The organism is Cupriavidus sp. 207A1 (genome assembly GCF_057798955.1).
The window spans coordinates 1-13,626 of sequence record NZ_JBYOJO010000020.1 but is presented as its reverse complement, the minus strand read 5'-3'; the positions used below and the strand labels follow the sequence as shown (position 1 = coordinate 13,626).

Sequence of the window (13,626 nt, the reverse complement as noted above, 5' to 3'; positions counted from 1 at the left end):
CAGGCCAGCCTCAAGCGAAAAGTGACGACACTGTTACGGCTGGTAACAATGTCGTGTGCGCCGTTGCACCTGGAAATTTCCGAACCCCTACAATATCAGTTACGAGAAATCCCACTTTGCGAGGCGGATATGAAACGTTGGTGGCTTGCAGCATTCGGTATTGCCGCCGGGTTGGCGTCTGGCGCAGCCATGGCCCATGTCAGCGTTGGCGTGTCCGTCGGCGTTCCGGGCGTGGTGATCGGTGCGCCGGCGTATTATCCGCCCGCTCCGGCCTATTATGGCCCGCCGCCCGTCGTGGTGGCCCCGGCTCCGGTCTATTATGGTCCGCCGCCGGTGGTGGTGCGCCCGCGCCCGGTCTACTACGGTCCTGGCTATTATGGTCCGCCGCGTTATTACGGCGGCCACCGTGGCTACTATGGCCCGCCGGGCTATCACCGCGGCCATCGGCATGGTCACGGTCATGGTCACGGTCACGGCAAGTGGCGCGATTAAGCTCTGTCTTCGATTCAGCTTGTCCAAAAGGAAAGGGCCCCAACTGCGGGCCCTTTCCTTATGGCGCTGCATTGCGACATAACGGTGCCGGGCTGGTTCCGGAAGGCGTGACGCAATTTGATCGAGGTCAAAATATTTGAACAGACTGCTCAAAGCATCACCTGCATCAAGATAAGGGTTTTCCCTAAACTACTTGTGTGACATCGCGATGACGCCGAGACACCTGGCCAGCGATGCCGTGACCAACCAAGAAGCAAGGGGAATCTCATGAAGATCAAACAAGCCGTGATTGCCGCCGCCGCACTGGCGTTCCTGGGCACTGCGTCCACCGCCTCGTTCGCCGCGGTCGGCAAGGTCGACCCGTATCTCGATGGTGCCAAGATCGGCGCCGTGGATCCGTACACCGATGGCGCCAAGGTCGGCAAGCCGGATCCGTTCACGGATGGCGCGCGCGTCGGCAAGACTGACCCGTTCACCGACGGCGCCCGCGTGGGCAAGCCTGATTCCTTCACCGACGGCGCCTGATCGCACCGCTGCAGTCGTCGCATCACCAATGGCCCGCTCGCGGGCCATTTTGCCGTGGTGAGCACGGCGGGGCGCGGCACGTGGCAGCCGCTTGCCATGACGGTGGCGCAGGTGCGGCGCTATACTTCGGCCTCAATCCAAATCTATGACCAGGAGAGTGGCATGCAGCAAAAGACGGTTCTGACGGCAGACGATGTGAAGAAGATCATGGCCGCAGCGGAAACCGAGGCAAAGAACCATCACTGGGCCGTGTCGATCGTCGTGGTCGACGATGGCGGCCATATGCTGGCCATGCAGCGCCTGGACGGCGCCGCGCCGATCTCGGCCTATATCGCCGGCGAGAAGGCCCGTACCTCGGCGCTGGGCCGCCGTGAGTCGAAGGTCTACGAAGACATGATCAACAACGGCCGCTACTCGTTCATGACGGCGCCGGTGCTGCAGGGCATGCTGGAGGGCGGCGTGCCCATCGTCTGCAACGAGCAGGTGGTGGGCGCCGTCGGCGTGTCGGGCGTGAAGTCGACCGAGGACGCGCAAGTCGCGCGTGCCGGCATCGCCGCGCTGGGCCTGTAAGGCGATCGCGCCGGCGCCGGTGCATGAAAATGCCCCGCAGGCACGGCCTGCGGGGCGGCATAAAAGAGGGCATGGCTGGGTACGGCCGGCCTGGCGTGGGGTCTGACTCCCGCCCGCGGCGCGCATACCTGGCTACTGCCCAACACCTCGTTCCGAGGTGGTCCCCACAAAAGTCTTGGCTGCCACGTTCGTGGCGTCCGCGCCAGGCGCGGATTTCGAATCGCTTCCTCCGGGCTGCGTTCCTGCCGCATCGCCGCGGGGCCGCGTCATTTCGTCAGGATCAGCTTGCCGTAGCGCGTCACGCGCAGGGTGTAGACCTCGCCGTTGTGCAGGATCGGCAGCGTGTTGGCCCCGCGCATGATGGCTTCCAGCGCTACCGGCTCGCCGGCAGGCGCCGAACTCAGGCTGTCGCGCACCAGCGCTTCCAGCCGCGCGGGCAGGGCGGCCACGGCGGACTTGACCGAGGCGATCGCCGACGGGGTGGTCTTGGCGCTGGCGTCCCGGCGCGGCTGCGCGGCCACGTCGACGCGGCGCAACGACAGGCGGCGGCGGGTGACTTCACGGGGTTGCGACAGCGGCAGGGAAAGTGTGCTCATCATCTGGCTCCGTTCTGCGATAGGAGAGTAAGGGGTGTGCAACCCGGAGCGGCCATGCCGAACCGGGCGCAGTCGATGGAAAGATATTAAATGAGAATTGTTATCATTACAATAGTCTCTCGCTAAGAATCAGGCAACGACCATGTCCCGTGCCACGGCGCGCGCTGGCCGCACTGTAGGAACTGGCGGCACCATGACAAAAGGGCACCCGAAGGTGCCCTTTGTCGTTGGCGGGCGCCCGCAGGCGCCGGCTTACTGCTTGGGTTCGGTGATGAAACCGATCTTGCCCAGGCCGCCATGCTGTGCGGCGGCCATGACCTCGGCCACGCGCTCGTAGCGCACCTCGCGGTCAGCGCGCAAATGCAGTTCAGGTTGCGGCTGCTGCTGCGCGGCCAGTGAGATATTGCTTTCCAGCGTGGCCTGGTCCACTTCCACCTGGTTCCAGAAGACCTTGCCGCTTGCATCGATCGAGACGTTGATGTTCTGCGGCTTCGGGTCGTTCGGCGAGTTGGTGGCGCGCGGCAGGTCGATCTTCACCGCGTGGTTGATCACGGGGATGGTGATGATGAAGATGATCAGCAGCACCAGCATGACGTCGACCAGCGGCGTCATGTTGATTTCGCTCATCACCTCGTCGTCGTCCCCTTCGAGAGTGCCGAATGCCATGATGACTTCCTTGCTAGCGGTTTAGCGCTGTGCCGTGGCCAGGCGCACGGTGCCGTCCTCGGCGCGGGCGCCGGTGGGGCGAACGCGCGCGCCGGTGACGAAGTAGGCGTGCAGGTCGTGGGCGAAGCGGTTGAGCTTCGAGATCACCGACTTGTTGCCGCGGGTGAGGGCGTTATAGCCCAGCACGGCGGGGATTGCCACGGCCAGGCCGAAGGCGGTCATGATCAGCGCCTCGCCCACCGGGCCGGCAACCTTGTCGATGGTCGGCACGCCCGAGGCGCCGATGCCGATCAGCGCGTGGTAGATGCCCCACACGGTGCCGAACAGGCCGACGAAGGGCGCGGTCGAGCCCACCGAGGCCAGCACGGCCAGGCCCGACTGCATGCGCGCCACCGATTCATCGATGGAGCTCTTCAGCGAGCGGGTCAGCCAGTCGGAGATGTCCATCACGTCGTGCAGCTGCGGCTGGCTGGCGCGGTGGTGCTGGGCGGCTTCCTTGCCGGCGATGGCGAGCGTGCGGAAGGGGTTGGCATCGCCGGCGCCCAGGGTTTCCAGGGCGTGGTCGAAATCGTCCGAGTGCCAGAAGCGCTTTTCCGCGCCTTGCGCCATCTTCTTCAGGCGCACCAGATCCCACGCCTTGGTCAGGATCACGATCCATGAGGCGAGCGACATGATCAGCAGAATGATGGCGGTCGCACGCATGACGAAGTCGCCTTGCGACCAGAGGTGGGTGAGTCCGAGGTCCTGCATGTGTTGGTTTCCTGGTGAGTTCGCTAGGTTTAGGTCAGATCAGAGATCGGAAATCTGGGGCGGTCAGTTCAGCTCGAAGCCGATCGGCTGCTGCGCCGTGACGGCGACGGCGCGGCCGTTGTCCATGTAGGGCTTGCAGCGCATGGCCTGCACGGCTTCGACCGCGGCCTGGTCAAGCCGCGACGAACCGCTCGACGACACCACCGAAGTCTTCACGACCTTGCCGCTTTCGTCGGTGGTCAGCCGCACCACGGCCTTGCCGGTCTCGCCCATGCGGCGCGACTGGGAAGGATACTTCGGTTGCGGCGGCGTGCACTGGATTTCGCCAATGCCGACGGCACGCGGCGCGGCCGACACCGGTGCCGGGGCGGGCTCGGGCGGTGCGGGAGGCGCCGGCGGGGCCGGTGGCGCCTCAGGCGCCGAAGGCGTCGGCGGCAGGTCGGCGACCGGTTGCGGTGCCGGCTTGGGCTGCGCCGGCGTCGGCTTGGGCGTGGTCACCTTGACCTGCTTGGGCGGGGTTTCCTGCTTGGGCTTCGGCTTGGGCGGCTCCGGCGGGGCCTCCTGCTTGGGCGGCTCGAGCGGAATGATGCGCGCGATGATTTCCGGCGCGATCACGGCCTCGGTGAGCTTGCGGCCCAGGCCGCTCTGGATCAGGTAAAGCAGGCCGGCGTGGAACAGCAGGACGGCGAGCGTAATCTTTAAGAAGCGTTGGTCGAACATGTGTCAACAACAAAAGTCTGCCGGCGGCGATACCTCGGCGGCCGTGCGCCGTCACTTGCGGTAGAACAGGATCAGCGAGATGCCGCAACCGACCAGCAGGCTAAGCAGCAATTCCATGATAAACGCTCCTTCAACTGGGTTGCCGTGGGAGCGCCACTCTGGGGCAGCGTGTCAGCTGCTGAGTATAAACGATAATGATTCTTATTTGTTGTGATTTGTGCGTCGCAACTGGAATTTTCCGCCCGCGCGCGTTATACCGGCAAGTCCCGGCGGCAAATCGGGAGGGGGCAATACGGTTGAATCATGCGCGCTGGCACGCCATCGCACCGCGCCGCGCTTCGGTGCCCCAGGCCACCCTGGCCGGCGCCGGCCGCGCACGGGCGCGCCCGCGGGGCGGGAAAGCGCGCTAGCATAGAAAGACACTGCAGACGTGGCGGTGCGCCTGTCGCGGCCCGCCATTGCGCATCGCGCGCTCGGGGACCCGTTCATGGACTTCACACGTTTTGCTGAAGATGACCGATCGACGCTGCTGCGCTCCATGCCCGGCGCATCGTCCAGCTCGGCGCTGGACTGGATGTGCGCGCAGTTCGCGTTGCGCGTGGTTTGCGCGCTGGGCCCGCGCTTCAACCTGCGCAGCAATATCAACGATGTCCTGACCGTCAGCGCGCAGGAGATGGTGTGGCCGTACGGCGTGGTGCTGCGCGTGCAGCGCTTCCTGGCCGCGCGCTGCGCCGACATGCCCGCCTGGAAGGGCGCGGCGCGCCTGACCCCGGAAGAATTCCTCGACCGCCACGGCCAGTGGAACAGCGCCTTCGACGAAAGCGCGCTGTTCTATTACCTCGACGAGTACGTCAAGCATCACGCCAAGGACATGTTTGCCGTGTTCGACGCGTCGGCCGCGGCGATCGCCCAGCGGCTCGAGGGCGAGCGCGTGCTGCTGGTGCGCAATATCGACATGCTCAGCCACGTGCTGGACCTGCCCGACCACGAGCGCAAGCTGCTGCTGTATGCGGCGCTGGCCAAATACAAGCGCGACCTGCGCGCGGTGATGGTCGACTGCAAGGTCGCGCACAGCCAGGAGGCGTTCCAGATCCTGGCCGGCCTGACCGGGGCCGGCGCGGCCGACGTGGCGGCGTCGCTGCGGCCCGGCTCGCGGCTGGAGACGCTGAACCTGATCGAGCAGCCGCTGCCGGAAAACAGCGTGACCGACCTCGGCGACCTGATGCGGCTGTCGGACCGGCTGCTGCACGTGCTGCTCGGCAACTACGCCAACGAGGCCGAGATGATGGCGGTCTTCACCCGCCCGGCCGCGCCGCCCACGCTGACCACCGCCGACTATCCGCACGTGGAGACCGACGCGCGCTACCTGCGCGCGCTGCTGGCCAATGCCACGCGCCAGCACGCCAGTGGCGTCAACGTGCTGATCTACGGTCCGCCCGGCACCGGCAAGACCGAATTCGCCCGGCTGCTGGCGCGCGAGGCCGGCTGCGAGCTGTATGAGGTCGATTGCCTGGATCGCGACGGCAACAGCCTGTCGGGCAAGGACCGCTACCGCTCGCTGCAGGTTTCGCAGGCGTTCCTGCGCGGGCGCGCCCATACCGCGCTGCTGTTCGATGAAGTCGAAGACGTGTTCCCGGGCAGCGCGCGCGAGCTGATGAGCCTGTTCGGGCAGGAGGACACGCGCGCCTCGGTCAACGGCAAGGCCTGGGTCAACCAGACGCTGGAGCAGAACCCGGTGCCGGTGATCTGGATTTCCAATTCGATCCGGCAGATCGACCCCGCCTACCTGCGCCGCTTCCAGTTCCACCTCGAGCTGAAGATTCCGCCGCCGCTGGTGCGCGAGAACATCATCCGCAAGCACCTGGGCGGGCTGGCTGTCAGCGACGCCTTTATCACCGGGCTGGCCGGGCGCAAGACGCTGACGCCGGCGCAGGTGCAGTCGGCGGCGCGCTTTGTCGAACTGGCGCGGCCGAACTTGGAAGAATCGGTGGAAGAGCCGGTGGAGGCGCTGATCCTGCGCCAGCTCGAACATGCCGACCGTGCCATGGGCCTGCGCCCGGAGGCCGAGGCACGCCCGGTGGTGACGCACTACCGGCTGGAGAACCTGCACCTCGAGACCCGCTACGACGTGGTCAAGATCGTCGACGCGCTGCGCGTGCGCCAGCGCGGCACGCTGTGTTTCTATGGCCCGCCCGGCACCGGCAAGACCGCGCTGGCCGAGCATATCGCGGCCGAGCTGGACCTGCCGCTGATGATCCGGCGCGCCTCGGACCTGATGAGCAAGTACGTGGGCGAGACCGAGCAGCAGATCGCCGCGATGTTCGCGCGTGCGGAAGAGGACGGCGCGGTGCTGCTGCTGGACGAGGCCGACAGCTTCATGCAGAGCCGCCAGCAGGCGGTGCGCAACTACGAGATCTCCGAGGTCAACGAGATGCTGCAGGGCATGGAGCGCTTCAACGGCATCTTCATCTGCACCACCAACCTGTTCGACCGCATCGACGAGGCCGCGCTGCGCCGCTTCTCGTTCAAGATCCGTTTCCTGGCGTTGAAGCCCGCGCAACGCGTGGCCATGTTCGTCGACGAGGCCCTCGACGGCGACGCCGCCGGCCTGACCGACGCCATGCGCGCGGACCTGGATGCGATGGATTGCCTGACGCCCGGCGACTTTGCCACGGTCAAGCGGCAGTGCGTACTGCTGGGCGAGGCGCTGACGCCGGACGAATTCCTGGCACAGCTGCGCCAGGAACACGCGATCAAGCCCGAGGTGCGCGAGCACCGGCCGCTGGGCTTCCTGCGCTAGCCCAGGGCGCCGGTCAGCATGCCGGCGCCGGCTCGATCACCACGGTTTCCGCATCGGCCTGCGCCTGCAGCAGCGCCGCCACCATCGCGCGCAGGTGCGCGGCATCCTTGGTCGAGAGAAAACGGTTGCGGCCGGCGGCATCGGGCGGCGCGGCCAGCCCGTGCTCGGCCAGCTTGCGCGCCAGCTGGCGCGCCACCGCGCTGCCGGTATCGACCAGCGTCAGCCGGTTGCCGGCGATGGCACGGATGGCGCCTGCCAGGAAGGGGTAGTGCGTGCAGCCCAGTACCAGGGTGTCGGCGCCGGCTTCCAGCATCGGCGCGAGATAGGCGTCCAGGCGCTCGCGCACCGCGGGTCCGTCGATCTGCCCTTGCTCGACCAGCGTCACCAGTCCCAGCCCGGCCTGGCACAGGAAGCGGCTTTCACCGTCCAGCGATGCCAGCAGCCGCGCGAACTTGGCGCTCTTGAGCGTATTGGCGGTCGCCAGCACCCCGACCACCTTGCTGCGGCTGGCCGCGGCGGCGGGTTTCAGGCCGGGTTCGACGCCGATGATCGGCACCGGCAGCCGCTCGCGCAGCAATGCCACGGCATGGCCCGTGGCGGTATTGCAGGCGATCACCAGCGCCTTGCAGCCCTGGCCGATCATCCACTCGCAGGCCTGCAGCGTGCGCGCTTCGACAAAGCGTTCGGGCTTTTCGCCGTAGGGCGCGTACTTCGAGTCGGCCAGGTACAGCAGCGGCTCATGCGGCAGCAGGGCGCGGATCTCGCGCAGCACCGACAGGCCGCCGAGGCCGGAATCGAAGACGCCGATGGGTGCGGGGTTCACGGGGATGCGGGGATGACAGGAAAGAGGGCAGAAAAAAGCCGGGTCGGAACCCGGCTTTTCGAGCGCGACGGCAGATTCTACCGTCCCGGCGCTTGGCGGCTTACAACGCGGCGACCGGAATCTTGCCGATCTTGGCTTGCCATTCCGCCGGACCGGTCTTGTGCACCGAGGTGCCTTCGCTGTCCACGGCCACCGTCACCGGCATGTCCTTGACGTCGAACTCGTAGATGGCTTCCATGCCCAGGTCTTCGAAGCCGACCACCTTGGCTTCCTTGATCGCCTTGGCCACCAGGTAGGCGGCGCCGCCCACGGCCATCAGGTAGGCCGACTTGTGCTTCTTGATGGCCTCGATTGCCACCGGGCCGCGCTCGGCCTTGCCGATCATCGAGATCAGGCCGGTTTCGGCCAGCATCATCTCGGTGAACTTGTCCATGCGCGTGGCGGTGGTGGGGCCGGCCGGGCCGACCGCCTCGTCGCGCACCGGATCGACCGGGCCGACGTAGTAGATCACGCGGTTCTTGAAGTCCACCGGCAGCTTCTCGCCCTTGGCCAGCATGTCGGCGATGCGCTTGTGCGCGGCGTCGCGGCCGGTCAGCATCTTGCCGTTGAGCAGCAGGGTCTGGCCCGGCTTCCACGAGGCGACTTCTTCCGGCGTCAGCGTGTCCAGGTCGACACGCTTGGAGGTCTCGGTGTTCGGTGCCCACTCGACCTTCGGCCATTGCGACAGGTCCGGCGCTTCCAGCTTGGCCGGGCCGCTGCCATCCAGCGTGAAGTGCACGTGGCGGGTGGCGGCGCAGTTCGGGATCATCGCGACCGGCTTGGACGCGGCGTGCGTCGGGCAGGCCATGATCTTGACGTCCAGCACGGTGGCCAGGCCGCCCAGGCCCTGCGCGCCGATGCCCAGCGCGTTGACCTTCTCGTACAGCTCGACGCGCAGTTCTTCGACCCAGTCCTTCGGGCCGCGCGCGATGATGTCCTGGATGTCGATGGATTCCATCAGAGATTCCTTGGCCATCACCATCGCCTTCTCGGCGGTGCCGCCGATGCCGATGCCCAGCATGCCCGGCGGGCACCAGCCGGCGCCCATGGTCGGCACGGTCTTCAGCACCCAGTCGACGATCGAGTCCGACGGGTTCAGCATCACGAACTTGGACTTGTTCTCCGAGCCGCCGCCCTTGGCCGCGACCTGGATGTCGACGGTGTTGCCCGGCACCACTTCGTAGTGGATCACGGCCGGGGTATTGTCCTTGGTGTTCTTGCGGCCGCCTTCGGGCGGGCTGACGATCGACGCGCGCAGCACGTTGTCGGGGTGCGTGTAGCCGCGGCGCACGCCCTCGTTGATCATGTCGGTCAGGCCCATGGTGGCGCCGTCCCAGCGCACGTCCATGCCCACCTTGACGAAGACCGTGACGATGCCGGTGTCCTGGCAGATCGGGCGCTTGCCTTCCGCGCACATGCGGCTGTTGGTCAGGATCTGCGCGATCGCGTCCTTGGCCGCCGGGCTCTGCTCCAGCTCATAGGCGCGGCCCAGGCTGGTGATGTAGTCCATCGGGTGGTAGTAGCTGATGTACTGCAGGGAGTCGGCGACGCTCTGGATGAGGTCTTCTTGCTTGATGACTGTCATTTTGTGGGGTGGGCAGCGGTGAAACACAGCCCGAAATCATACACTGAGCGGCGCCGCTCTGCCCGTCTGCATACAGCCGTCCACAGCCGGTAATGTGCGGCAAACGCCGCTGCCGGCGAGCGCGCCGGCCCAAAAGCAAAAACCGCGGCACATGGCCGCGGTTAGTCAGCAAGGGGGTTGGCCCCGCAAGCCGTCGTCAATGCTTGGCGTGCGCGCCGGCAGGGTGGGTTACCATGCGGTCCACCCACGCCATCGCCACTGCCGACAGCAGGAACGCCAGGTGGATCGCCACCTGCCACATGATGGTATGGGTAGTGCGCTGCTCGGCGTCGATAAAGGTCTTGAGCAGGTGGATCGACGAAATCCCGATCAGCGCCATCGACAGCTTGACCTTCAGCACGCCGGCGTTGACGTGGTCGAGCCATTCGGGCTCGTCGGGATGGTTGTCGATGCCAAGCCGCGAGACGAAGGTCTCGTAGCCGCCGACGATCACCATGATCAGCAGGTTGGAGATCATCACCACGTCGATCAGGCCCAGCACCACCAGCATGATCTTGTTCTCGTCGAACTCGGTCACGTGGGCGAGAAGATGCCAGACTTCGATCAGGAAATGGTAGACGTAGACGCCCTGGGCCACGATCAGGCCCAGGTACAGCGGCAGCTGCAGCCAGCGCGACGCGAAGATGATGCTCGGGATCGGCCGCAGGGTCTGGGGCTGCGGCTTGGGAATCGGGTTGGAAGCCATGGCGGGGCGGGGTCGGCGAGTTGAAAATCGGCGTGGATTGTACCAAGCGACCATGGCAACGCTGTGTTACCAGCGGTAACCGCGGCCACGCCAGGCCGCTCAGGCCCGCGCGCCCGGCTCGGTCCCTGCCGCCTTGGCGCCCCACGCGCCGCGCGTGATCCGGCCCGGCCAGCTGGCCAGCACGATCCCCGCCAGCACGCACGCCAGCGCCACGCCGTGCGGCCAGCCCGGCTGCTCGCCCAGGAAGACGATGCCGTAGGTGGCGGCGGCCACCGGCAGCACCGAGGTGAAGACCCCGGCCAGCTGCGCCGGCACATGGCGGATGCCTTTCATCCACAGCCAGAACGAGAACACGCTGGCCGACAGCGCATACCACAGCACCATCAGCCAGGTCTGCGCCGGCACCGCGGCGGCGTCGAAGTTCAGCAGCGGCACCAGTCCCAGCGGCAGCATCAGCAGTCCGCCGATCAGGTGCGTGTAGGCGCAGATCTCGATCGCGGCCAGCGTCTGCGTGAGCCGGCGCGACAGGATCACGTAGATCGACTCGCACACCACCGCGCCCATGATCATCAGGTTGCCCAGCCAGGCCTGGCTGCCTGCGCCGGCGCCGTGGGAATCGCCGCGCGCGATGTTGAGCACGGCGATGCCGGCCACCGCCAGCAGCACCGACACCAGCGTGCGCCGCGACAGCCGTTCGCGCAGCAGCAGCCAGGACAGCAGCGCCACCGTGGCGGGGATGGTGCTGGTGATCACGCCGGCGGCCATGGCGCTGGTCAGGCGCACGCCGTTGAGCATCAGCAGCGTAAACAGGAAGGTGCCGAAGAACGCCTGCAGGAACAGGTTCAACCATTCTCCGCGCGAGACCCGACGCATGCGCGCGGGTCGGTACCAGGGCGCCAGGCAGACGATGGCGATGACAAAGCGAAGCAGCGCGAACAGCAGCACCGGCACATGCGCGATGATCGACTTGCCGAGTCCGACGTTGCTGCCGACCAGCGCCATCGAGGCAATCAGAAACAGCACGTAGACGGGAGCGAAGACAGGAGCGTTGGCGGGCACGGGTACTTGCCTCGGGGATCTTCCGGTCGACCGGCCGGCGGGGTGCACGGGCAAGCGTCCGTGCTGGTCGGTGCGGCGCCGCGTGGCAAGGGCCAGCGTCGCATTCAGGTATCAGGCTCGCGGCATTATAGCTGTGCTAGCCTAATGGAGAAGGCTGCACTTTCGCGGCGCGCCCCCCGATTCTTCCCGCTGCAATGCAACACGTTGCAGCGCCTGATCCTGCCGGCTGCAGGGATTTATCGTCAGGTTTAAGTAAGCCGTCGGGCGTAACGTGGCAGCCAAAGCCAGTCCAAAATCAGGAGACGAGTCCATGTCCGCCATCGAATCGGTGATGCAGGAGCATCGCGTGTTCAACCCGCCCGAGGCGTTTGCCAGCCAGGCCGCCATCCCCAGCATGGACGCCTACCGCGCGCTGTGCGACGAGGCCGAGCGCGACTACGAGGGCTTCTGGGCCCGCCACGCGCGCGAGTTGCTGCACTGGAACAAGCCCTTCACCAAGGTGCTGGACGAGAGCAATGCGCCGTTCTACAAGTGGTTCGAGGACGGCGAGCTCAATGCCTCGTACAACTGCCTGGACCGCAACCTGCAGAATGGCAATGCCGACAAGGTCGCGATCGTGTTCGAGGCCGACGACGGCACCGTCAGCCGCGTCACCTACCGCGACCTGCATGCCAAGGTGTGCCGCTTCGCCAACGGGCTGAAGTCGCTCGGCATCAAGAAGGGCGACCGCGTGGTGATCTACATGCCGATGTCGGTCGAGGGCGTGGTGGCGATGCAGGCCTGCGCGCGCCTGGGCGCGACGCACTCGGTGGTGTTTGGCGGCTTCTCCGCCAAGTCGCTGCAGGAGCGGCTGGTCGACGTGGGCGCGGTGGCGCTGATCACCGCCGACGAGCAGATGCGCGGCGGCAAGGCGCTGCCGCTGAAGGCCATCGCCGATGACGCGCTGGCGCTGGGCGGCTGCGAGGCCGTGAAGAATGTGATCGTGTACCGCCGCACCGGCGGCAATGTCGGCTGGACCGAGGGCCGCGACCGCTGGCTCGACGACGTCTGCGCCAACCAGCCCGATACCTGCGAGGCCGAACCCGTCGGCGCCGAGCATCCGCTGTTCGTGCTCTACACCTCGGGCTCCACCGGCAAGCCCAAGGGCGTGCAGCACAGCACCGGCGGCTACCTGCTGTGGGCGCTGATGACGATGAAGTGGTCGTTCGACATCAAGCCCGACGACCTGTTCTGGTGTACCGCCGACATCGGCTGGGTCACCGGCCACACCTATATCGCCTACGGCCCGCTGGCGGCCGGCGCCACCCAGGTGGTGTTCGAGGGCGTGCCGACCTACCCGAACGCCGGCCGTTTCTGGGACATGATCGCCCGCCACAAGGTCAGCATCTTCTACACCGCGCCGACCGCGATCCGCTCGCTGATCAAGGCCGCCGAGGCCGACGAGAAGATCCACCCCAAGCAGTACGACCTGTCGAGCCTGCGCCTGCTCGGCACCGTGGGCGAGCCGATCAACCCGGAAGCGTGGATGTGGTACTACAAGAACGTCGGCAATGAGAACTGCCCGATCGTCGACACCTTCTGGCAGACCGAGACCGGCGGCCACATGATCACGCCGCTGCCGGGCGCGACGCCGCTGGTGCCGGGCTCGTGCACGCTGCCGCTGCCGGGCATCATGGCCGCCATCGTCGACGAGACCGGACAGGACGTGCCCAACGGCAGCGGCGGCATCCTGGTGGTCAAGCGCCCGTGGCCGGCGATGATCCGCACCATCTGGGGCGATCCGGAGCGCTTCAAGAAGAGCTATTTCCCCGAAGAGCTCGGCGGCAAGCTCTACCTGGCCGGCGACGGCTCGATCCGCGACAAGGACACCGGCTACTTCACCATCATGGGCCGCATCGACGACGTGCTGAACGTGTCGGGGCACCGCATGGGCACGATGGAGATCGAGTCGGCGCTGGTGGCCAACCCGCTGGTGGCAGAAGCCGCGGTGGTGGGCCGCCCGGACGACATGACCGGCGAAGCGATCTGCGCCTTCGTCGTGCTCAAGCGCTCGCGCCCGAGCGGCGAGGAAGCGGCCAAGCTCGCAACCGAGCTGCGCAACTGGGTCGGCAAGGAGATCGGCCCGATCGCCAAGCCCAAGGACATCCGCTTTGGCGACAACCTGCCCAAGACGCGCTCGGGCAAGATCATGCGCCGGCTGCTGCGGTCGCTGGCCAAGGGCGAAGAGATTACGCAGGACACCTCGACGCTGGAGAA

General features: G+C 66.6%; 13 protein-coding genes. 5 read left to right on the top strand and 8 right to left on the bottom strand.

All coding sequences use genetic code 11. The annotated features are described in order from the left end of the window. Positions 1-129 precede the first annotated feature (129 nt). From AC3FMM_RS27875 to AC3FMM_RS27865, 3 genes are all read left to right on the top strand, one after another. Positions 130-492 (top strand): hypothetical protein, encoded by a 363-nt coding sequence (locus AC3FMM_RS27875; RefSeq protein WP_116312829.1) that lies wholly within the window; start codon positions 130-132, stop codon positions 490-492. Between the two features lie 267 nt (positions 493-759). Continuing rightward, positions 760-1,017, top strand: coding sequence for a hypothetical protein (locus tag AC3FMM_RS27870; protein ID WP_115680618.1), 258 nt, complete (start codon positions 760-762; stop codon positions 1,015-1,017). A gap of 162 nt (positions 1,018-1,179) precedes the next feature. After that, on the top strand, positions 1,180-1,587 hold the full coding sequence (locus AC3FMM_RS27865; RefSeq protein ID WP_062800826.1) for a heme-binding protein: 408 nt from the start codon (positions 1,180-1,182) through the stop codon (positions 1,585-1,587). 266 nt (positions 1,588-1,853) lie between these two features. On the opposite strand, the gene AC3FMM_RS27860 is transcribed toward AC3FMM_RS27865, so the two are convergent. From AC3FMM_RS27860 to AC3FMM_RS27845, 4 genes are all read right to left on the bottom strand, one after another. Next, complete coding sequence (locus AC3FMM_RS27860) at positions 1,854-2,183, bottom strand: hemin uptake protein HemP (protein WP_115711686.1); 330 nt, start codon at positions 2,181-2,183, stop codon at positions 1,854-1,856. Positions 2,184-2,435: 252 nt separating this feature from the next. Continuing rightward, positions 2,436-2,849 carry an ExbD/TolR family protein gene (locus tag AC3FMM_RS27855; RefSeq protein WP_115710127.1) on the bottom strand — a complete coding sequence of 138 codons (414 nt, stop codon included), beginning with the start codon at positions 2,847-2,849 and terminating at the stop codon, positions 2,436-2,438. A gap of 21 nt (positions 2,850-2,870) precedes the next feature. Beyond that, on the bottom strand, positions 2,871-3,599 hold the full coding sequence (locus AC3FMM_RS27850) for a MotA/TolQ/ExbB proton channel family protein (RefSeq protein WP_018005132.1): 729 nt from the start codon (positions 3,597-3,599) through the stop codon (positions 2,871-2,873). Between the two features lie 63 nt (positions 3,600-3,662). Continuing rightward, positions 3,663-4,319, bottom strand: a complete 657-nt coding sequence (locus AC3FMM_RS27845; protein ID WP_115710125.1) for an energy transducer TonB — start codon at positions 4,317-4,319, stop codon at positions 3,663-3,665. Positions 4,320-4,806: 487 nt separating this feature from the next. On the opposite strand from AC3FMM_RS27845, the gene AC3FMM_RS27840 reads away from it, so the two are divergent. Further along, positions 4,807-7,119: an AAA family ATPase gene (locus tag AC3FMM_RS27840; RefSeq protein WP_115681464.1), complete on the top strand. Its 2,313-nt coding sequence runs from the start codon at positions 4,807-4,809 to the stop codon at positions 7,117-7,119. Positions 7,120-7,132: 13 nt separating this feature from the next. On the opposite strand, the gene murI is transcribed toward AC3FMM_RS27840, so the two are convergent. From murI to AC3FMM_RS27820, 4 genes are all read right to left on the bottom strand, one after another. After that, positions 7,133-7,942 (bottom strand): glutamate racemase, encoded by an 810-nt coding sequence (gene murI / locus AC3FMM_RS27835; protein ID WP_115710123.1) that lies wholly within the window; start codon positions 7,940-7,942, stop codon positions 7,133-7,135. A gap of 100 nt (positions 7,943-8,042) precedes the next feature. After that, a complete protein-coding gene (locus AC3FMM_RS27830) occupies positions 8,043-9,566 on the bottom strand; it encodes a fumarate hydratase (protein WP_115710122.1) in 1,524 nt (507 codons plus the stop codon). A gap of 196 nt (positions 9,567-9,762) precedes the next feature. Then, positions 9,763-10,311 (bottom strand): TIGR00645 family protein, encoded by a 549-nt coding sequence (locus tag AC3FMM_RS27825; protein ID WP_115680614.1) that lies wholly within the window; start codon positions 10,309-10,311, stop codon positions 9,763-9,765. A gap of 99 nt (positions 10,312-10,410) precedes the next feature. Continuing rightward, positions 10,411-11,370, bottom strand: a complete 960-nt coding sequence (locus tag AC3FMM_RS27820; protein ID WP_115710120.1) for a DMT family transporter — start codon at positions 11,368-11,370, stop codon at positions 10,411-10,413. A 310-nt stretch (positions 11,371-11,680) separates the two neighbouring features. On the opposite strand from AC3FMM_RS27820, the gene acs reads away from it, so the two are divergent. After that, on the top strand, positions 11,681-13,626 hold a 1,946-nt coding region (gene acs / locus AC3FMM_RS27815; RefSeq protein ID WP_488687765.1), incomplete at its 3' end, for an acetate--CoA ligase.